The 14355-nt window shown below is 58.2% G+C and carries 15 protein-coding genes; 8 read left to right on the forward strand and 7 right to left on the reverse strand.

Annotated elements, in window-relative coordinates; translation table 11 throughout:
• Positions 1–16: 16 nt before the first annotated feature.
• Both pyrG and secG read right to left on the reverse strand, forming a co-directional pair.
• The gene (gene pyrG / locus AC2FLA_RS01140; protein ID WP_058276105.1) at positions 17–1660 is read right to left on the reverse strand and encodes a CTP synthase; all 1644 of its coding nucleotides are present in this window, start codon (positions 1658–1660) and stop codon (positions 17–19) included.
• 158 nt (positions 1661–1818) lie between these two features.
• On the reverse strand, positions 1819–2184 hold the full coding sequence (secG, locus tag AC2FLA_RS01145; protein WP_113788737.1) for a preprotein translocase subunit SecG: 366 nt from the start codon (positions 2182–2184) through the stop codon (positions 1819–1821).
• A gap of 150 nt (positions 2185–2334) precedes the next feature.
• Between secG and nthA the strand changes: the two genes are divergently transcribed.
• From nthA to AC2FLA_RS01170, 5 genes are all read left to right on the forward strand, one after another.
• Complete coding sequence (gene nthA / locus AC2FLA_RS01150) at positions 2335–2949, forward strand: nitrile hydratase subunit alpha (RefSeq protein WP_058276103.1); 615 nt, start codon at positions 2335–2337, stop codon at positions 2947–2949.
• Positions 2946–3623: a nitrile hydratase subunit beta gene (gene nthB / locus AC2FLA_RS01155; protein WP_496719850.1), complete on the forward strand. Its 678-nt coding sequence runs from the start codon at positions 2946–2948 to the stop codon at positions 3621–3623. The genes nthA and nthB overlap by 4 nt, the downstream gene beginning before the upstream one ends.
• On the forward strand, positions 3620–3955 hold the full coding sequence (locus AC2FLA_RS01160) for a nitrile hydratase accessory protein (RefSeq protein ID WP_496719852.1): 336 nt from the start codon (positions 3620–3622) through the stop codon (positions 3953–3955). Before nthB ends, AC2FLA_RS01160 begins: the two co-directional genes overlap by 4 nt.
• Before the next feature lie 214 nt (positions 3956–4169).
• Positions 4170–5465, forward strand: coding sequence for an adenylosuccinate synthase (locus AC2FLA_RS01165; protein WP_496719853.1), 1296 nt, complete (start codon positions 4170–4172; stop codon positions 5463–5465).
• Complete coding sequence (locus tag AC2FLA_RS01170) at positions 5465–5707, forward strand: DUF2842 domain-containing protein (protein ID WP_496719854.1); 243 nt, start codon at positions 5465–5467, stop codon at positions 5705–5707. Before AC2FLA_RS01165 ends, AC2FLA_RS01170 begins: the two co-directional genes overlap by 1 nt.
• Positions 5708–5781: 74 nt before the next feature.
• On the opposite strand, the gene AC2FLA_RS01175 is transcribed toward AC2FLA_RS01170, so the two are convergent.
• Positions 5782–7413: a hypothetical protein gene (locus AC2FLA_RS01175; protein ID WP_496719856.1), complete on the reverse strand. Its 1632-nt coding sequence runs from the start codon at positions 7411–7413 to the stop codon at positions 5782–5784.
• Between the two features lie 121 nt (positions 7414–7534).
• Here AC2FLA_RS01175 and AC2FLA_RS01180 point away from each other — a divergent pair, with 121 nt between their 5' ends.
• Complete coding sequence (locus AC2FLA_RS01180; RefSeq protein WP_496719858.1) at positions 7535–8242, forward strand: thiamine diphosphokinase; 708 nt, start codon at positions 7535–7537, stop codon at positions 8240–8242.
• Here AC2FLA_RS01180 and AC2FLA_RS01185 read toward each other — a convergent pair.
• Genes AC2FLA_RS01185 through AC2FLA_RS01200 form a run of 4 tightly spaced genes read right to left on the reverse strand, consistent with a single transcriptional unit; the run spans position 8187 to position 11652 of the window.
• On the reverse strand, positions 8187–9101 hold the full coding sequence (locus AC2FLA_RS01185) for a DMT family transporter (RefSeq protein ID WP_496719860.1): 915 nt from the start codon (positions 9099–9101) through the stop codon (positions 8187–8189). The genes AC2FLA_RS01180 and AC2FLA_RS01185 overlap by 56 nt on opposite strands.
• 39 nt (positions 9102–9140) lie before the next feature.
• Entirely contained in the window at positions 9141–9551 is a 411-nt protein-coding gene (locus AC2FLA_RS01190) for a GFA family protein (protein WP_109311724.1), read from the reverse strand.
• A 24-nt stretch (positions 9552–9575) separates the two neighbouring features.
• On the reverse strand, positions 9576–10949 hold the full coding sequence (locus tag AC2FLA_RS01195) for an L-serine ammonia-lyase (RefSeq protein ID WP_496719862.1): 1374 nt from the start codon (positions 10947–10949) through the stop codon (positions 9576–9578).
• A gap of 1 nt (position 10950) precedes the next feature.
• Entirely contained in the window at positions 10951–11652 is a 702-nt protein-coding gene (locus AC2FLA_RS01200) for a glutathione S-transferase family protein (protein ID WP_496720461.1), read from the reverse strand.
• A gap of 167 nt (positions 11653–11819) precedes the next feature.
• Between AC2FLA_RS01200 and rpiA the strand changes: the two genes are divergently transcribed.
• Together rpiA and gor are read left to right on the forward strand one after the other, a co-directional pair.
• On the forward strand, positions 11820–12605 hold the full coding sequence (gene rpiA / locus AC2FLA_RS01205; RefSeq protein WP_496719864.1) for a ribose-5-phosphate isomerase RpiA: 786 nt from the start codon (positions 11820–11822) through the stop codon (positions 12603–12605).
• Positions 12606–12928: 323 nt separating this feature from the next.
• Positions 12929–14287: a glutathione-disulfide reductase gene (gene gor / locus AC2FLA_RS01210; protein ID WP_496719866.1), complete on the forward strand. Its 1359-nt coding sequence runs from the start codon at positions 12929–12931 to the stop codon at positions 14285–14287.
• Positions 14288–14355: the final 68 nt, after the last annotated feature.

The raw sequence follows: 14355 nt of genomic DNA on the forward strand, positions 1-14355 counted from the left end.
CCGACACAGATAGCTCTTAAACGAGGCGAGAGGTGTCTTTCGCTGCGCGCACAAAGTCGCGGAACAGTGGATGCGGTTCAAATGGTTTGGATTTCAGTTCCGGATGGTACTGGACGCCGATGAACCAAGGGTGGTCCGACCATTCGACGATTTCAGGCAGACGGCCATCGGGCGACATGCCCGAGAAGTTCAGACCAGCCTTTTCCAGCTTGTCGCGATACTTGATATCCACCTCATAGCGGTGGCGGTGCCGCTCTTCGATATTGGTGCCGCCGTATACCTCTGCCACTTTCGAGCCATCGGCCAATACCGCGTCATAGGCGCCCAAACGCATGGTGCCGCCTTTGTCGTCACCGACCTTGCGTTCGACCTTGTGGTTGCCCTGCACCCATTCTTTCAGGTGGTAAACAACAGGCTCAAAACGTTTTTTGCCCGCTTCGTGGTCAAACTCTTCCGAGCCCGCTTCGGTAATGCCAGCGGCATTGCGGGCTGCTTCGATCACAGCCATCTGCATACCAAGGCAGATTCCCAGATAGGGCACTTTGTGTTCGCGTGCGTATTGCGCGGCTTTGATCTTGCCTTCAGTGCCGCGTTCGCCAAATCCACCGGGAACGAGGATCGCGTGGAAACCTTCCAGATGCGGGGCTGCGTCTTCGGTATCAAACACCTCGGCATCGACCCATTCGACCTTTACGCGAACCCGGTTGGCCATACCGCCATGGGTCAGTGCCTCGGCAATTGACTTATAGGCGTCTTCAAGCTGCGTGTATTTGCCGACGATGGCGACTTTGACTTCGCCTTCGGCATTGTGGATGCGGTCGCTGACATCTTCCCATTTTGTGAGATCAGGCTTGGGGGCAGGGCTGATCTGGAACGCATCCAGAACCGCCTGATCCAGACCTTCGCGGTGATAGGCCAGCGGAGCGTCATAAATGGTCGACAGATCCTGTGCCGCGATCACGCTGTCCGGGCGCACGTTGCAGAACAACGCCAGCTTTTCGCGCTCTTTGACCGGGATGGGGCCCTCAGAGCGACAGACCAGAATGTCAGGAGCCAGACCGATCGAGCGCAGCTCTTTCACCGAGTGCTGGGTCGGCTTGGTTTTCAATTCGCCCGAGGCTTTGATGTAGGGCAGCAGGGTCAGGTGCATGAACAGGCATTGGCCGCGCGGCTTGTCCTGGCTGAACTGACGGATAGCTTCAAAGAAGGGCAGGCCTTCGATATCGCCGACGGTGCCGCCAATCTCGCACAGCATGAAATCGACCTCATCCTCACCGATCGAGATAAAGTCTTTGATTTCGTTGGTGACGTGCGGAATCACCTGAATGGTCTTGCCCAGATAGTCGCCGCGGCGCTCTTTCTCGAGCACGTTGGAGTAAATTCGACCCGAGCTGACCGAGTCGGTCTTGCGGGCCGCCACGCCGGTGAATCGTTCGTAGTGACCAAGATCCAGGTCGGTTTCGGCCCCGTCATCGGTCACGAACACTTCGCCATGCTCGAACGGCGACATCGTGCCGGGGTCAACGTTCAGATAGGGGTCCAGCTTGCGCAGACGCACCGAATACCCTCGGGCCTGCAACAGCGCGCCCAAAGCCGCCGAAGCCAGTCCTTTACCCAAAGACGAAACCACACCACCAGTGATGAAAATAAAACGCGCCATGTTTTCGGCTGCTCCCGTGAGACGTCAAAATCAGCTGCCCGACGGTTCCGAAAAACCGCTGCACCACGGGACTTCACATATAAAGGATTCGCGCCAATAGCGCAAGAGAACCGCAAGATGCTGTTGCAGTTCTCTTTCAGGTTTCTAGGTTTTGTGGATCAGTTGGCTTGTGGGATCAGCGGCGCGTTGTCGCCATCTGCCGGAGGCAGCAGATCGTCAGCCGACGGAACCGCAGGTGTGCTTTCCTCGGTCGGTGCCGGGGCCGGAACGCCCAAACGGTCGATCACCGAACTGCCCGAGGATTTCTGTGCAGCCAAAATTGTCAGCGTGATTGATGTCACGATGAAACAAGCGGCCAGGATCCACGTCACCTTGCCCAAAGCGGTTGCCGCCGAGCGACCAGCCATTGCACCGCCGCCACCGCCGCCCATGCCAAGGCCACCGCCTTCGGATCGCTGCATCAGAACGACGGCGATCAGGCCCAGAGCCAAGAGGAGGTGGATAATGAGAACGACGTTTTCCATGGTGTTCCTGTACAGCGTGGCGTGTATCGCGTGGTACTTATGCAAGTTTTCCAGCGGGGGCAAGGGAGGAGTTGGCATCAAGAACGGTGATGTTTCAGATCACGGCAAAGGGACTGGACAGCATGGCCGCACCTCGCGCAGGCTGCGGCCATGCCACATGATGATCACGACCACCCGCACACCCTTTTGCCCCCTGATCCTGCGCTGCGGGTAAAGGCGCTGGAAACGATTCTGACTCGCAAGGGGCTGATCGATCCGGCGGCGCTAGATGAAATTATTGATACCTATCAGAATAAGATCGGCCCGCAGAACGGCGCGCGGGTTGTTGCCAAAGCCTGGACCGACCCGGACTTTAAAGCCGCGTTGCTGAAAGATGCCACGTCGGTTGTCGCCGATCTGGGTTATTACGGGCGTCAGGGCGAACATATGGTTGTCGTCGCAAACACGCCCGAACAGCACAACATGGTCGTGTGCACCCTGTGCAGTTGTTACCCGTGGCCGCTGCTTGGTATTCCGCCGGGTTGGTACAAATCCGATGCCTATCGGGCCCGGGCTGTGCGTGAGCCGCGCAAGGTTCTGGCTGAGTTTGGGGTGACCCTGCCCGAGACGTCCTCGGTTCGCGTTTGGGATTCGACGGCCGAGGTGCGGTACCTTGTGCTTCCGATGCGGCCAGAAGACACGGATGGCTTAACCGAAGACGAGTTGGCGGCACTTGTCACACGCGACAGCATGATCGGAACCGGCCTGCCAAAGGTGCCGTCATGACCAGAGTTCACGATATGGGGGGGCGGTTCGGCGATGGACCTGTGCACCCCGAACCCGATGATGCCCCGGTTTTTGCTGAAGACTGGCATGCGCGGGCATTGGCAGTCACGCTGGCTGCTGGATCGCTGGGGCAATGGAATATTGATATCTCACGTCACGCACGCGAGAGGCTCTCACCCAAGGACTACACGCGATTTTCTTATTATGAGAAATGGATTTCAGCCCTGACGGACCTGCTTGTCGAAAGCGGCGTGCTCACCGAGGAAGACCTACGTGGCGAGGCAGACAAAGAAGAACACCCGCTGGCGGCCCGTAAGATGAAGGCCGAAGCGGTTGCTGGTGTGCTGGCCAGTGGTGGTCCTGCGGATCGGCCCTCGAACGTGCGGGTAGAATTCAAACCGGGGCAAGAGGTTGTGACCGCTCGTCAGTCCGCCAACCGCCTCGTCGATGGGGGGCATACCCGCTTGCCTATGTACGCCACCGGGGCGAAGGGTCGCGTCCTTTTGGTGCATGGAACGCATGTGTTGCCGGACTCAAGTGCCCATAAATTGGGCGATGCCCCTGAGCCGCTGTACGCCGTGGTCTTCCCTGCATCCGAACTATGGGCGAGCCCTGAACACCCGCAGGATGAAGTGGTTCTGGATCTCTGGCAAAGCTATCTGGAACCCGCATGAGTGGATGCATAACGCATACATCCCCTGAGCCGGTTTTTGCAGAGCCGTGGCACGCGCAGGTCTTTGCCGTGACGGTTGCGCTGAACGAGGCCGGACGGTTCGATTGGCCGGAGTGGGCTGCGCGCTTCTCAGCCACTTTGAAACGGAACGGTTTGGATCGTGAACTGAATGGCGGGGACGATTATTTTACCGCGTGGCTGGAAACGCTCGAGGTGCTGTTGGCCGAGCAGGGGTCCGCAGCCCCAGATGATATCAGCCAATTGCGCGACAAGTGGGAAGAGGCCTATCTGACAACGCCCCACGGACAGCCTGTGCGACTGACCAAGGGATAGGGGGCTCTGCCCCCGCCACCCGTGCCGGGCGACTCCCCCGGGATATTTCTAGCCAGATGAAGCAGGGGATCCGTTTCTTCATCTGGCCAGAAATATCCCCGCCAGAGGCATCGTGCGCAGCACGATCTTTGCATGCGTCGAATTACCGGTTTCCCTGTCGCTTTCCCCCCGCTATACGAGCCGAGTTTGATAACTCAGCGCAAAAGGACCGGATATGGCCAATGTGGTTGTTGTCGGCGCCCAGTGGGGTGACGAAGGAAAAGGCAAGATCGTCGACTGGCTCAGTGAGCGGGCAGACGTGATTGCGCGTTTTCAGGGTGGCCATAACGCCGGTCATACGCTGGTCATCGACGGAGAGGTCTACAAGCTGCACGCGCTGCCGTCGGGTGTTGTGCGTGGCGGCAAGCTGAGCGTCATAGGCAATGGCGTCGTGCTTGATCCCTGGCATTTGATCAAAGAGATTGGGACTATCCAGGCGCAGGGCGTTGATATCTCGCCCGAGACGTTGATGATTGCCGAAAACACACCTTTGATTTTGCCGATCCATGGCGAGTTGGATCGTGCGCGGGAAGAGGCAGCGAGCAAAGGCACCAAGATCGGGACAACCGGGCGGGGCATCGGCCCGGCCTACGAAGACAAGGTTGGTCGTCGCTCTGTGCGTGTCGCTGATTTGGCGGATGAGGCGACGCTTGAAGCACGTGTCGACCGTGCGTTGCAGCATCATGACCCGCTGCGTAAAGGGTTGGGGATCGAGCCAGTTGATCGTGATGCGTTGATCGCTCAGCTGAGAGAGATTGCACAGCAAATTCTGCCCTTCGCGGCCCCTGTCTGGAAAGTGCTGAACGAAAAGCGCAAGGCTGGCAAACGCATCCTGTTCGAAGGTGCACAAGGCGCTTTGCTGGATATTGACTTCGGAACCTACCCGTTCGTGACTTCGTCCAACGTTATTGCCGGGCAGGCTGCGACGGGCGTGGGTATCGGTCCGGGGTCCATCGACTTCGTTCTCGGCATAGTCAAGGCTTACACAACCCGTGTAGGCGAGGGTCCGTTCCCGACAGAGCTGGAAGACGATGATGGTCAGCGCCTTGGTGAGCGTGGGCACGAGTTCGGGACGACCACAGGCCGCAAACGTCGTTGTGGTTGGTTCGATGCCTGCCTGGTGCGCCAGACCTGCGCAACCAGCGGTGTGAACGGTATCTCGCTGACCAAGCTGGACGTTTTGGACGGATTTGAAACCCTGAAAATCTGTGTTGGCTATGAGCTGGACGGAGAGCGTCTGGATTATCTTCCGACTGCCGCCGACCAACAGGCGCGCTGCAAGCCGATTTACGAAGAGGTGCCGGGTTGGAGCGAATCCACCGAAGGCGCGCGCAGCTGGGCGGATCTGCCGGCCAATGCAATCAAATACGTGCGCCGGGTCGAAGAGCTGATCGATTGTCCCGTCGCCCTTTTGTCCACCAGCCCGGAGCGGGATGACACCATACTGGTGACAGACCCGTTTGCAGACTGATGGCAGAGGAACAGAAACAAGGCCTCAGCTATAAGGCGCGCCGCCGCTGGTCTCTGGCGCTTTTGCTGATTGGATTGCCGCTTTATATCGTGGCTGTGGTGACGGTTGTGAACTGGCTTGATCGCCCGCCGATCTGGCTTGAGCTGCTGGTCTATGTCGGTCTGGGCATCGTGTGGGCCTTGCCCTTCAAGTTTGTGTTCAAAGGCGTTGGGCAAGCAGACCCGGATCAGTCGCAAGATTGAGAGGGCGCTTCTTTTCCCGTACAAAAAAGGGGCCGATGATTGCATCGGCCCCTTTTTCTTTTGATTTTTTAAGTTCAGCCTGCGGCGCGCTCATCATCGGGGCGGAACCCGATCTGCGTTGAGGCGGCAAAACGACCACCACCGGCTTTTTCGATCTTGCCGTCCCGAAGCAATTGACCGAACGAGCGCAGGCTTTCTTCGCGGTTGAAGTCGTCCTGCTTGAGCGAGCGGATCTTATTCATCAGCTGCGGGCGCGAGAATTGTTCCTGACCTTCGATGAACGACAGGTAAGCGGCGGCAGCCTCCAACAGGTCGGGCAGCGATTGTGCGCCTTGTTCCTGTGCAAACAGGGCAAAACCACCTTCTTCGTTGGAATCGCCAGCTTCGTCTTCTGATTTGGACGTAACGCGGCGCGGGGTCACCGGACCGGAGTCCTGTTCCCTTGCGTCGACACGCTGTTCCGCAACCAGTTTCAGCGGCGACGAGGTGTCCGACTGAGGGCGCATGCTGGTGACTTGAATCTCGGGGCGGCGCGGGCTGACGACCGAGGTCAGATCGCCGCGATATCCGCTTTCCTCGGACTCTTCTTGCTGGGGCCGGTCCTCGCGCTCAGCTTCGGTTGCGGCGACTGCGGTGCGCAGATGCGAATAGGTTTCGCGCTGCGTGCTGGTCGCGGGGTCATCCATCTGGCTGTCCGCCTTGTCCATCAGGCGAGACAAATCCTGATCCAGAGCCGTTTCGTTCGGTGATTGACCGTCCATTGCGGCCTCGACCTTCGAGATCTCGCTTAGAACATTGGCCTCATCCTCGGCGGTCAGATAACCCTCTTGGGTCTCTGCGGCATAATCGATCTGATCCTCTTCGGTCTCTTCGCTCAGGATATTGACGGGCTCATCGGATTCTGTCGTTTCCTCAAGATCGGTGAACAGCGCCGAGGGCGTGGGCGCCTCTTCCTCGTCTTCGTAGTCGGCGTCCTGCTGCATCGAGAATGGCTGCACGGGTTCCACCGGTTCTTCCGTTGCTTCGGCTTCTGCCACTGGCTCTGCCGCGGCAGGGGTATCCTCGATTTCTTCCGCCTCAAAGGCCGGTGCCATCGGTTCAACAGCTGCTTCGGGCTTGTCCGTTTCGGCAAGGTCCGATGAATCGAGCGAACCCATCTCAAACGCGGCGGCGACCGCATCCATGGGGGCTGCTGGCTGATTACCCAGGCTTGTGTCCTCGTCTTCAGTATAAATCACCGAGTTTTCTTCGGAATGCGAAACGACGGCGCGGATGCGCTGCAGTTTCGCGGCAATGCTGTCCGCAGCCGGGGCAGGTGCGCTTTCAACCGGCTCGGCATCAGCAAAGAACGACTCGGCCCCTTGTGCAGGGGGGGTGGCACTGGGGCTCATCACTTGGGGGTCTGCTTGCGCAGCAGTTGGAACCACAGCAGGGGTTGGCTTTGCAGCCTGCTGGGTCGCACGCAGCAACAGGCCGGAATCGCTCTGGCTGGCTTCTACATGTTTTGCTGCGTCGCGCTGTGCGATCCGGGTCAGCATTTCTGCGTCAGGCTGGGGGGGTTCAGAACCAAAATACCGATCATCGGCGGAAAGATCACGGAAGTACTCTGCGATTGCCTTCATCGTTTCGAATGAATCGTCGAATCCTTCCAAAGTGCAGGAGAAGGTTCCATAAGAAACGGTCAATACCTTGTTGTTCTGTACCATCAGACGCACGTCCTCTACAAACTACGAGAGCCAACCACCTTATGCAGGCACACCTATTGGCTCGGAACTCTTTGCATGAACCTATCATTTTGTGGTCTCAATGTGTCCAAATCCGGAAAAAATGGTCAATCTAAGTAAAAAACGCCCAATTGTGCGGTCATTTGAGCCAATTGCACTGGTCGGAGGCGGAGAAATCGGTCCTGACGACCTGAATGTGATGCTGATTCGCGCCAAGACGGTCGTGGCAGCCGATGGTGGGGCCGCCCCTCTGGTAGAATCGGGTCGCATTCCGGATGCCGTGATTGGTGATTTCGATTCGCTGGACAGCCGGCACAAAGACCAAATTCCAGTGGACCGTTTGTATCCTATACGGGAACAAAACAGCACGGATTTTGACAAGGCTCTGCGCAGCATCGAAGCGCCTGTCGTGTTGGGGGCCGGGTTCCTGGGCGGGCGGCTGGACCATCAACTTGCTGTTCTTAACACATTGGTTCAGAGACAGGATCGCCCCTGTGTCTTGTTGGGCGAGACTGAGGTCGTCTTTCACGCGCCGCCGCAGATTTCCCTTAGTATCACACCCGGTGATGTCGTTTCATTGTTTCCGTTCCAACGGGTAACCGGAACCAGCAGAGGGCTGGAGTGGGCCATCGACGATCTGGTTATGGAACCCGGCGGGCAGGTAGGCACATCCAACCGCGCACTGGCAGATGTTGAGCTGACGGTGGATGCGCCGGGATTGCTGGTGATGGTGCCGAGATATGCGCTGGATCAGGTTATGCATGCGTTTGTGTCGGGGCAGACCGGGCGCTGGCCCGCTCGCGCAGAATGACATACAGGCCTGCGGCGACGGTGATGCCAATGCCGACAGCGGCCATGCCATCCGGAAGGTCATGGAAGATCAACCAGCCAAAGAACGTGGCCACCGGGATCTCAAGATATTGCATGGGGGCCAGCGTGGCGGACGGCGCATAGCGCAACGACCACGTCATGAATAGATGCGCGACAGTGCCCAGGACACCGATTCCGATCAGCAGCAGGTGACTTTCACGCTCGGGAACAATGAAAGACAGCTCCCAAACATTGCCGAGTGTTCCCAGCGCCAGAACCGGCAGCAGAAGAACCGTCGCCATCACTCCGGATACGGCCTGCAAGGATATTGGGTCGGTTTCCTTGGCAATCTGTCGTGTCACCAACATGAAAAGGGAAAAGACAATTGCAACGACCAAGGGTAACAGAGCGGCGGCACCGACCTGAACAAAGCTGGGCTGGATGACCAGCAGAGTGCCCGCGAACCCGACAACACAGGCGATCAGGCGGCGCATACCGACCTCTTCACCCAGCACGTACTTGCCCAGCAACAACATTATGAAGGGCATGACAAAGGCGATGGCGACTGCATCCGCCAGCGGCAAGTATTGCAGTGCGCTGAACATTGCCGTGATAGCGACGATATGCAGAACCGTTCGGATGAACGCCAGCCACACAAGACGTCCACGCATGCGCCAGTGCCGCCTGGTCAGGGCCACCAAAGGTATCAGGATCAACGCCTGAACGGCAAAGCGAATAAACACCAGAACGCCGACCGGTGTCGTCTCACCCAGCAGCTTGGCGATGGAATCTCCCATCGGTGCAAGCACGCAAAAACACAGCATCAAGAAGATGCCAAAGACGGGACGATCCTGGGTCATGCGGCGACGCTACGGGTTTTGGCACCCGGTTGAAAGCTTCTATGAAATCGGCTGCACCTTCGTGTAGTCGGGTCCGATGCAGACGGGCAGGTCGTCGTCCAGTTTCAGCCAATCCAGCCGTTCTTCATGGGCCACGTGCAGTGTGGGCTGCAATTGGTTGGGATCCTCTAATGTGGCGACATACAAATGCAGCACGTCCGACATGGCTTGGGATCGAAACGAGATCGGCGTGCCGCAATTGGGACAAAAGCTGCGCTCGACACCGGGCGAGGAATTAAAGGTTTTCGGAGACTCGCCAGTCCAGCGCCATTGCCCGTCGCGCACGCCAAAATAGGTCGTCATCGGCGCCGCACATTGCCTGCGGCAACTATCGCAATGGCAGCTCACGCAGGACAGGACCGGAGGATCAACCTCGTAGCGGATGGTGCCGCACAGGCAATGTCCTTGCATCGTTGACCTCCATTGCTGTCACTGTCAGCAGTTTGGCACGTTTACGGCCAACCCACCCAGGGACGTTTCCTTGTACTTCTCATGCATATCATGCCCGGTCTGGCGCATGGTTTCGATCACTGAATCCAGCGGCACGAAGTGTTTCCCATCGCCACGCAGCGCAAGTGAAGCAGCCGAGACGGCTTTGATGGCCGCCAAACCGTTGCGTTCGATGCAAGGAACTTGCACCAGACCAGCGACCGGGTCGCAGGTCATGCCCAGATGATGCTCCAATGCAATTTCGGCGGCGTTTTCGACCTGCTCGGGCGTACCACCCATCACGGCGCAGAGGCCCGCTGCAGCCATTGCCGAGGCGCTTCCAACTTCAGCCTGACAACCGGCTTCTGCTCCCGAGATCGAGGCGTTGTATTTGACCAGCCCGCCAATGGCCGCTGCCGTAAGAAGGAAGTCCTCGATATGGCTTTCCGAGGCACCCGGAACGTGGTCGAGGTAATAGCGCAGTACGGCAGGCATCGTACCAGCTGCCCCGTTTGTGGGCGCAGTGACGACTTGCCCGCCAGCCGCGTTTTCCTCGTTTATCGCCATCGCATAGACGCTCATCCAGTCGTTGATGGTGTGCGGCGCGTTCAGATTCATACCCCGTTCGGCCAATAACGCGTCGTGGATGCCCTTGGCGCGGCGGCGCACTTTCAGGCCGCCGGGCAGAATGCCATCCGTCTTCAGTCCACGTTCGATACAGTTGTTCATGACTTCCCAAAGCCGGGCGGTGCCTTTGGCGAAACTGTCCGCACAGCCACGCGCGATTTCATTCTCGCGCTTCATCTGGGCGATGCTTTTGCCGCTGGCGTTTGCCATCTCCAGCATTTCGGCCGCCGAGTGGAACGGGAAAGGCACGGCGGGGCCGTCATTGGTGGCTTTGCCTTCGGCGAGTTCCTCTTCGGTCAGAACAAAACCGCCGCCTACGGAATAATAGACTTGCCGCAGAATCACGTCGCCTTGCGCATCGGTGGCCATCAGGATCATCCCATTGGCATGGCCGGGCAGGTTGTGGTCGTAGTCAAAGATCAGATCGGCCTTTGGATCGAATTGCAGGGTCGGCAACCCCTCGGGCGTGACTGAGTGCGTTTCAGAAATAGCAACCAGCGCGGCCTCGGCCTTGTCGTTGTCATAGGTGTCAGGAACAAACCCGGCCAGCCCAAGGATCGTAGCCCGGTCGGTGGCGTGGCCCACACCGGTAAAGGCCAGCGATCCGTGCAGCGATCCGCGAAGACCGGCGAATTCAAACGGCGAGGCGCGCATCAGGTCCAGAAACCGTGCGGCGGCAACCATCGGCCCCATTGTGTGTGACGAGGACGGGCCGATGCCCACTTTGAACATATCAAAAACAGACAAGAACATATCAGGTAGCAGAGCCTTCTGGAGGGTGAGCATAAGATGGACTGGTGAAGGGGGTAACCCCCAACCCCTCGGCCGCGATGGCAGCCCGGGTTGCGGGACGGCTTTCCAGGCGCATCAGAATGGATTGCAGGTAAGGCGTATCCGCCAATTGATACCAACTGCGATCAGCGCGCTCCGGGTAAAGGGACATCCACCGCATCTGGCAGGCAAGGTAGTATGTAAGGACCGAGGGCTGATCGGCGTGCAACCAGCTGGGCGCAGTTTTAGCAACGTCGTCCAGAACCCGAAGATGTTGGCGTAGGCGCGGGCGGATACCGTTGCGCAAGGTTTCGGCCTGTGCCGCGTCGATGTATTTTTCGACATAGAAAAGGATGCGCAGATCGGCATGTAAAGTGTTCGATGCGAAAAAGAGCCATTTCAGGAACGCAGCCCGATCCGGGTTGTCAGAGGCGGGAGCCAGTTGCGCATGTGTATCTGCCAGCCACAAAAGGATGGCGGCTGTTTCAAAGATCGGGCCTTGTGGCGTTTCAAGAACCGGGATCAGGCCGTTCGGATTCAACCCTCTGTAAGTCGCGCCATCCTGTGCGTTGTGCCGACGATCCACCAATGCCGTCTCATAAGGCAGGCCCATCTCTTCCAGCACCAGTCTGATCACCAGAGAGGCATTGTCGGGGGCAAAGTGCAATCTGTAGGGCGCGTTCATGGGCTGTGTGTATACACCAGCAGCGATGTCGAACGTCTCGATTGCGACGTTTCCAATAGGAAACGCGTAGTTTCGCGACAAGTTGGCCTGTTGGATCGGCGAATTGGCGCTCGCAGTTGCGTCGGACATTCCGTATAAATTCCGCAATACCAAGGGGGAATGCAACAATGACCGGAGATTTGTCACCCATAGACAAAGCCAAATATGCCGCGGCGCGACGGGCCGCTGACATGGTTCAGGACGGGATGCGCGTTGGGCTGGGCACCGGATCAACGGCCGCCTGGATGGTCCGCCGTCTGGGAGAGCGGGTGCAGCAGGAAGGTTTGCGGATCAAGGCTGTTCCGACCTCAACCCGTACCGCGCAACTGGCCCGTGAGTTGGGGATCGAGGTTGTCTCGCTGGATCAGGCGGGTTGGTTGGATCTGACCATCGACGGCGCGGATGAATTTGACGGCGATCTGAACCTAGTCAAAGGCGGCGGCGGCGCGCATCTGCAGGAAAAGATCGTTGCCACGGCAAGCGATCAGATGATCGTCATTGCAGATGCCGGGAAAGAGGTCGAAACACTGGGCGCATTCCCGTTGCCGGTCGAGGTTATCCCTTTTGGCTGGCAGACTACGCGAACGCTGATCCAAGAGGCGCTGGATACGATGGATGTTCTCGGCACCTCTGCCGCGCTGCGCATGAACGGAGAGGCGCCGTTTGTCACGGATGAGGGCAATCACATTCTGGACCTCCACCTTCAGCGCATCGGAAATGCCAGGCAACTGGCGCTGGTGCTTAATCAGGTTCCGGGTGTGGTCGAGAATGGTTTGTTCATCGACATCTGTGACAGAGTTGTGATCGGCCACGGCGATGGTCGGGTCGAGCTGCGCGATATCAACGATGGAACGATCGAACTTGATCAGGCGGTGGAGGCAGGCGAGAACTTGTTCTCGGATCTGGCGGATTAAGCGGAGCAGACACAGATCGCTTTTCTGCACTCGTTTTATTCGGACGCTACATTGCTTTGAGTGAAGTCGTGACCGCGAACGATTTGGGACATGTACAAGTTGGCACTTGGTTTGACCAATCCAAGACGCGGAGGCCGTCGTTGAATAAAACAAAAGCAACCATATCTGGGCGTTTGTTCACAACGCTGCAGCGGTTCCCTGCGCAAGTTCGAGAAATCGAAGAGGTCGGCGCCCCGGCGATCACTCTGGACAGCAGCGCGAGATAGAGTACACCCCATGCAAGGCCTGCGGGCACTTGCGGAAATTTGGAAGAGGCAGGACAAATGAGCTTTGACTATGATCTGTTCGTAATCGGCGGAGGCTCAGGCGGGGTCCGGGCCGCACGTGTGGCAGCTGGTGAGAACGGTGCCAAGGTGGGGCTGGCCGAAGAAGACCGTTACGGCGGCACCTGTGTCATCCGGGGCTGTGTGCCCAAGAAACTGATGGTCTTCGCCAGCGAGTTTTCTGGTATGGTCGGTGATGCGCAAGCCTATGGCTGGGACATTCAGGCCGGTGCTTTGAACTGGGATACTTTTCACGGCAAGCTGGTGACTGAACTGGACCGGCTTGAAGGCATCTACCGCAATATCCTGAAAAACAACGGCGTCGAAAGCTTTGACCAGCGGGCGACCGTTGTGGATCCACATACGGTCGAATTGGCGGATGGGACACGCAAGACAGCCAAGCACATCCTGATCGCCACAGGCGGTCGTCCGGTCGTGCCCGAGTTTCCGGGATCGGACCTGGGGATCACGTCGAACGAAATCTTCCACCTCGAAAAACTGCCCCAAAGCATTCTGATCGTCGGTGGCGGCTACATCGCCAGCGAGTTTGCCGGAATCATGAACGGGATGGGCGTCAAGACCACACAATTCTATCGCGGCGCACAAATTCTGCGAGGATTCGACGAAGAAGCACGTGGCCTGATCTGTGAGGAGATGCGCCAGAACGGCATCGATGTTCGTTTGGGCACCAACGTGCTGGAAATGACCAAAGAAGGCGACAAGATCCGCGTCAAGGCCACCGATGGCACCGAGGATCAGTTCGACGTGGTCATGTACGCCACCGGGCGTGCCCCGAATGCGGATAATCTGGGCCTCGAGGCGCTGGGCGTGGAACGTGGCCGCAAAGGTGAGATCGTGGTTGATGAGTATAGCCAAACCGGTGTTCCCTCGATTTATGCCATCGGCGACGTGACCGATCGCGTGAACCTGACACCCGTTGCGATCCGCGAGGGGATGGCCTTTGTCGAAACCGTGTTCAAAGGCAACCCGACGCCTGTGGATCATGAACTGATCCCGACCGCGATCTTCACCCAACCGGAATTCGGCACCGTGGGCCTGAGCGAAGAAGAAGGCGCGGCACAGGAACCGATTGAGGTTTACGCGACATCGTTCAAACCAATGCAAAAAGCCTTTGCCGGTGGAACGCAGCGCGTGCTGATGAAGCTGATCGTCAGCCAGGCGACCCGTAAGGTTCTGGGCTGCCACATCGTCGCGCCGGGCGCGGGTGAGATGATCCAGCTGGCTGGCATTGCCGTAAAAATGGGCGCAACCAAGGAAGATTTCGACCGCACGGTTGCCGTTCATCCAGTGATGGCAGAGGAATTGGTAACAATGCGGCAACCTGTGCGCACTGCTTGATTTGCAACCGCGCGCACACAAGTTACAAGGGAACCCGTGATCACACGGTCCAACACAAGGGAATAGAT

The sequence above is a fragment of the Ruegeria sp. CDSA033 genome (genome assembly GCF_059612305.1).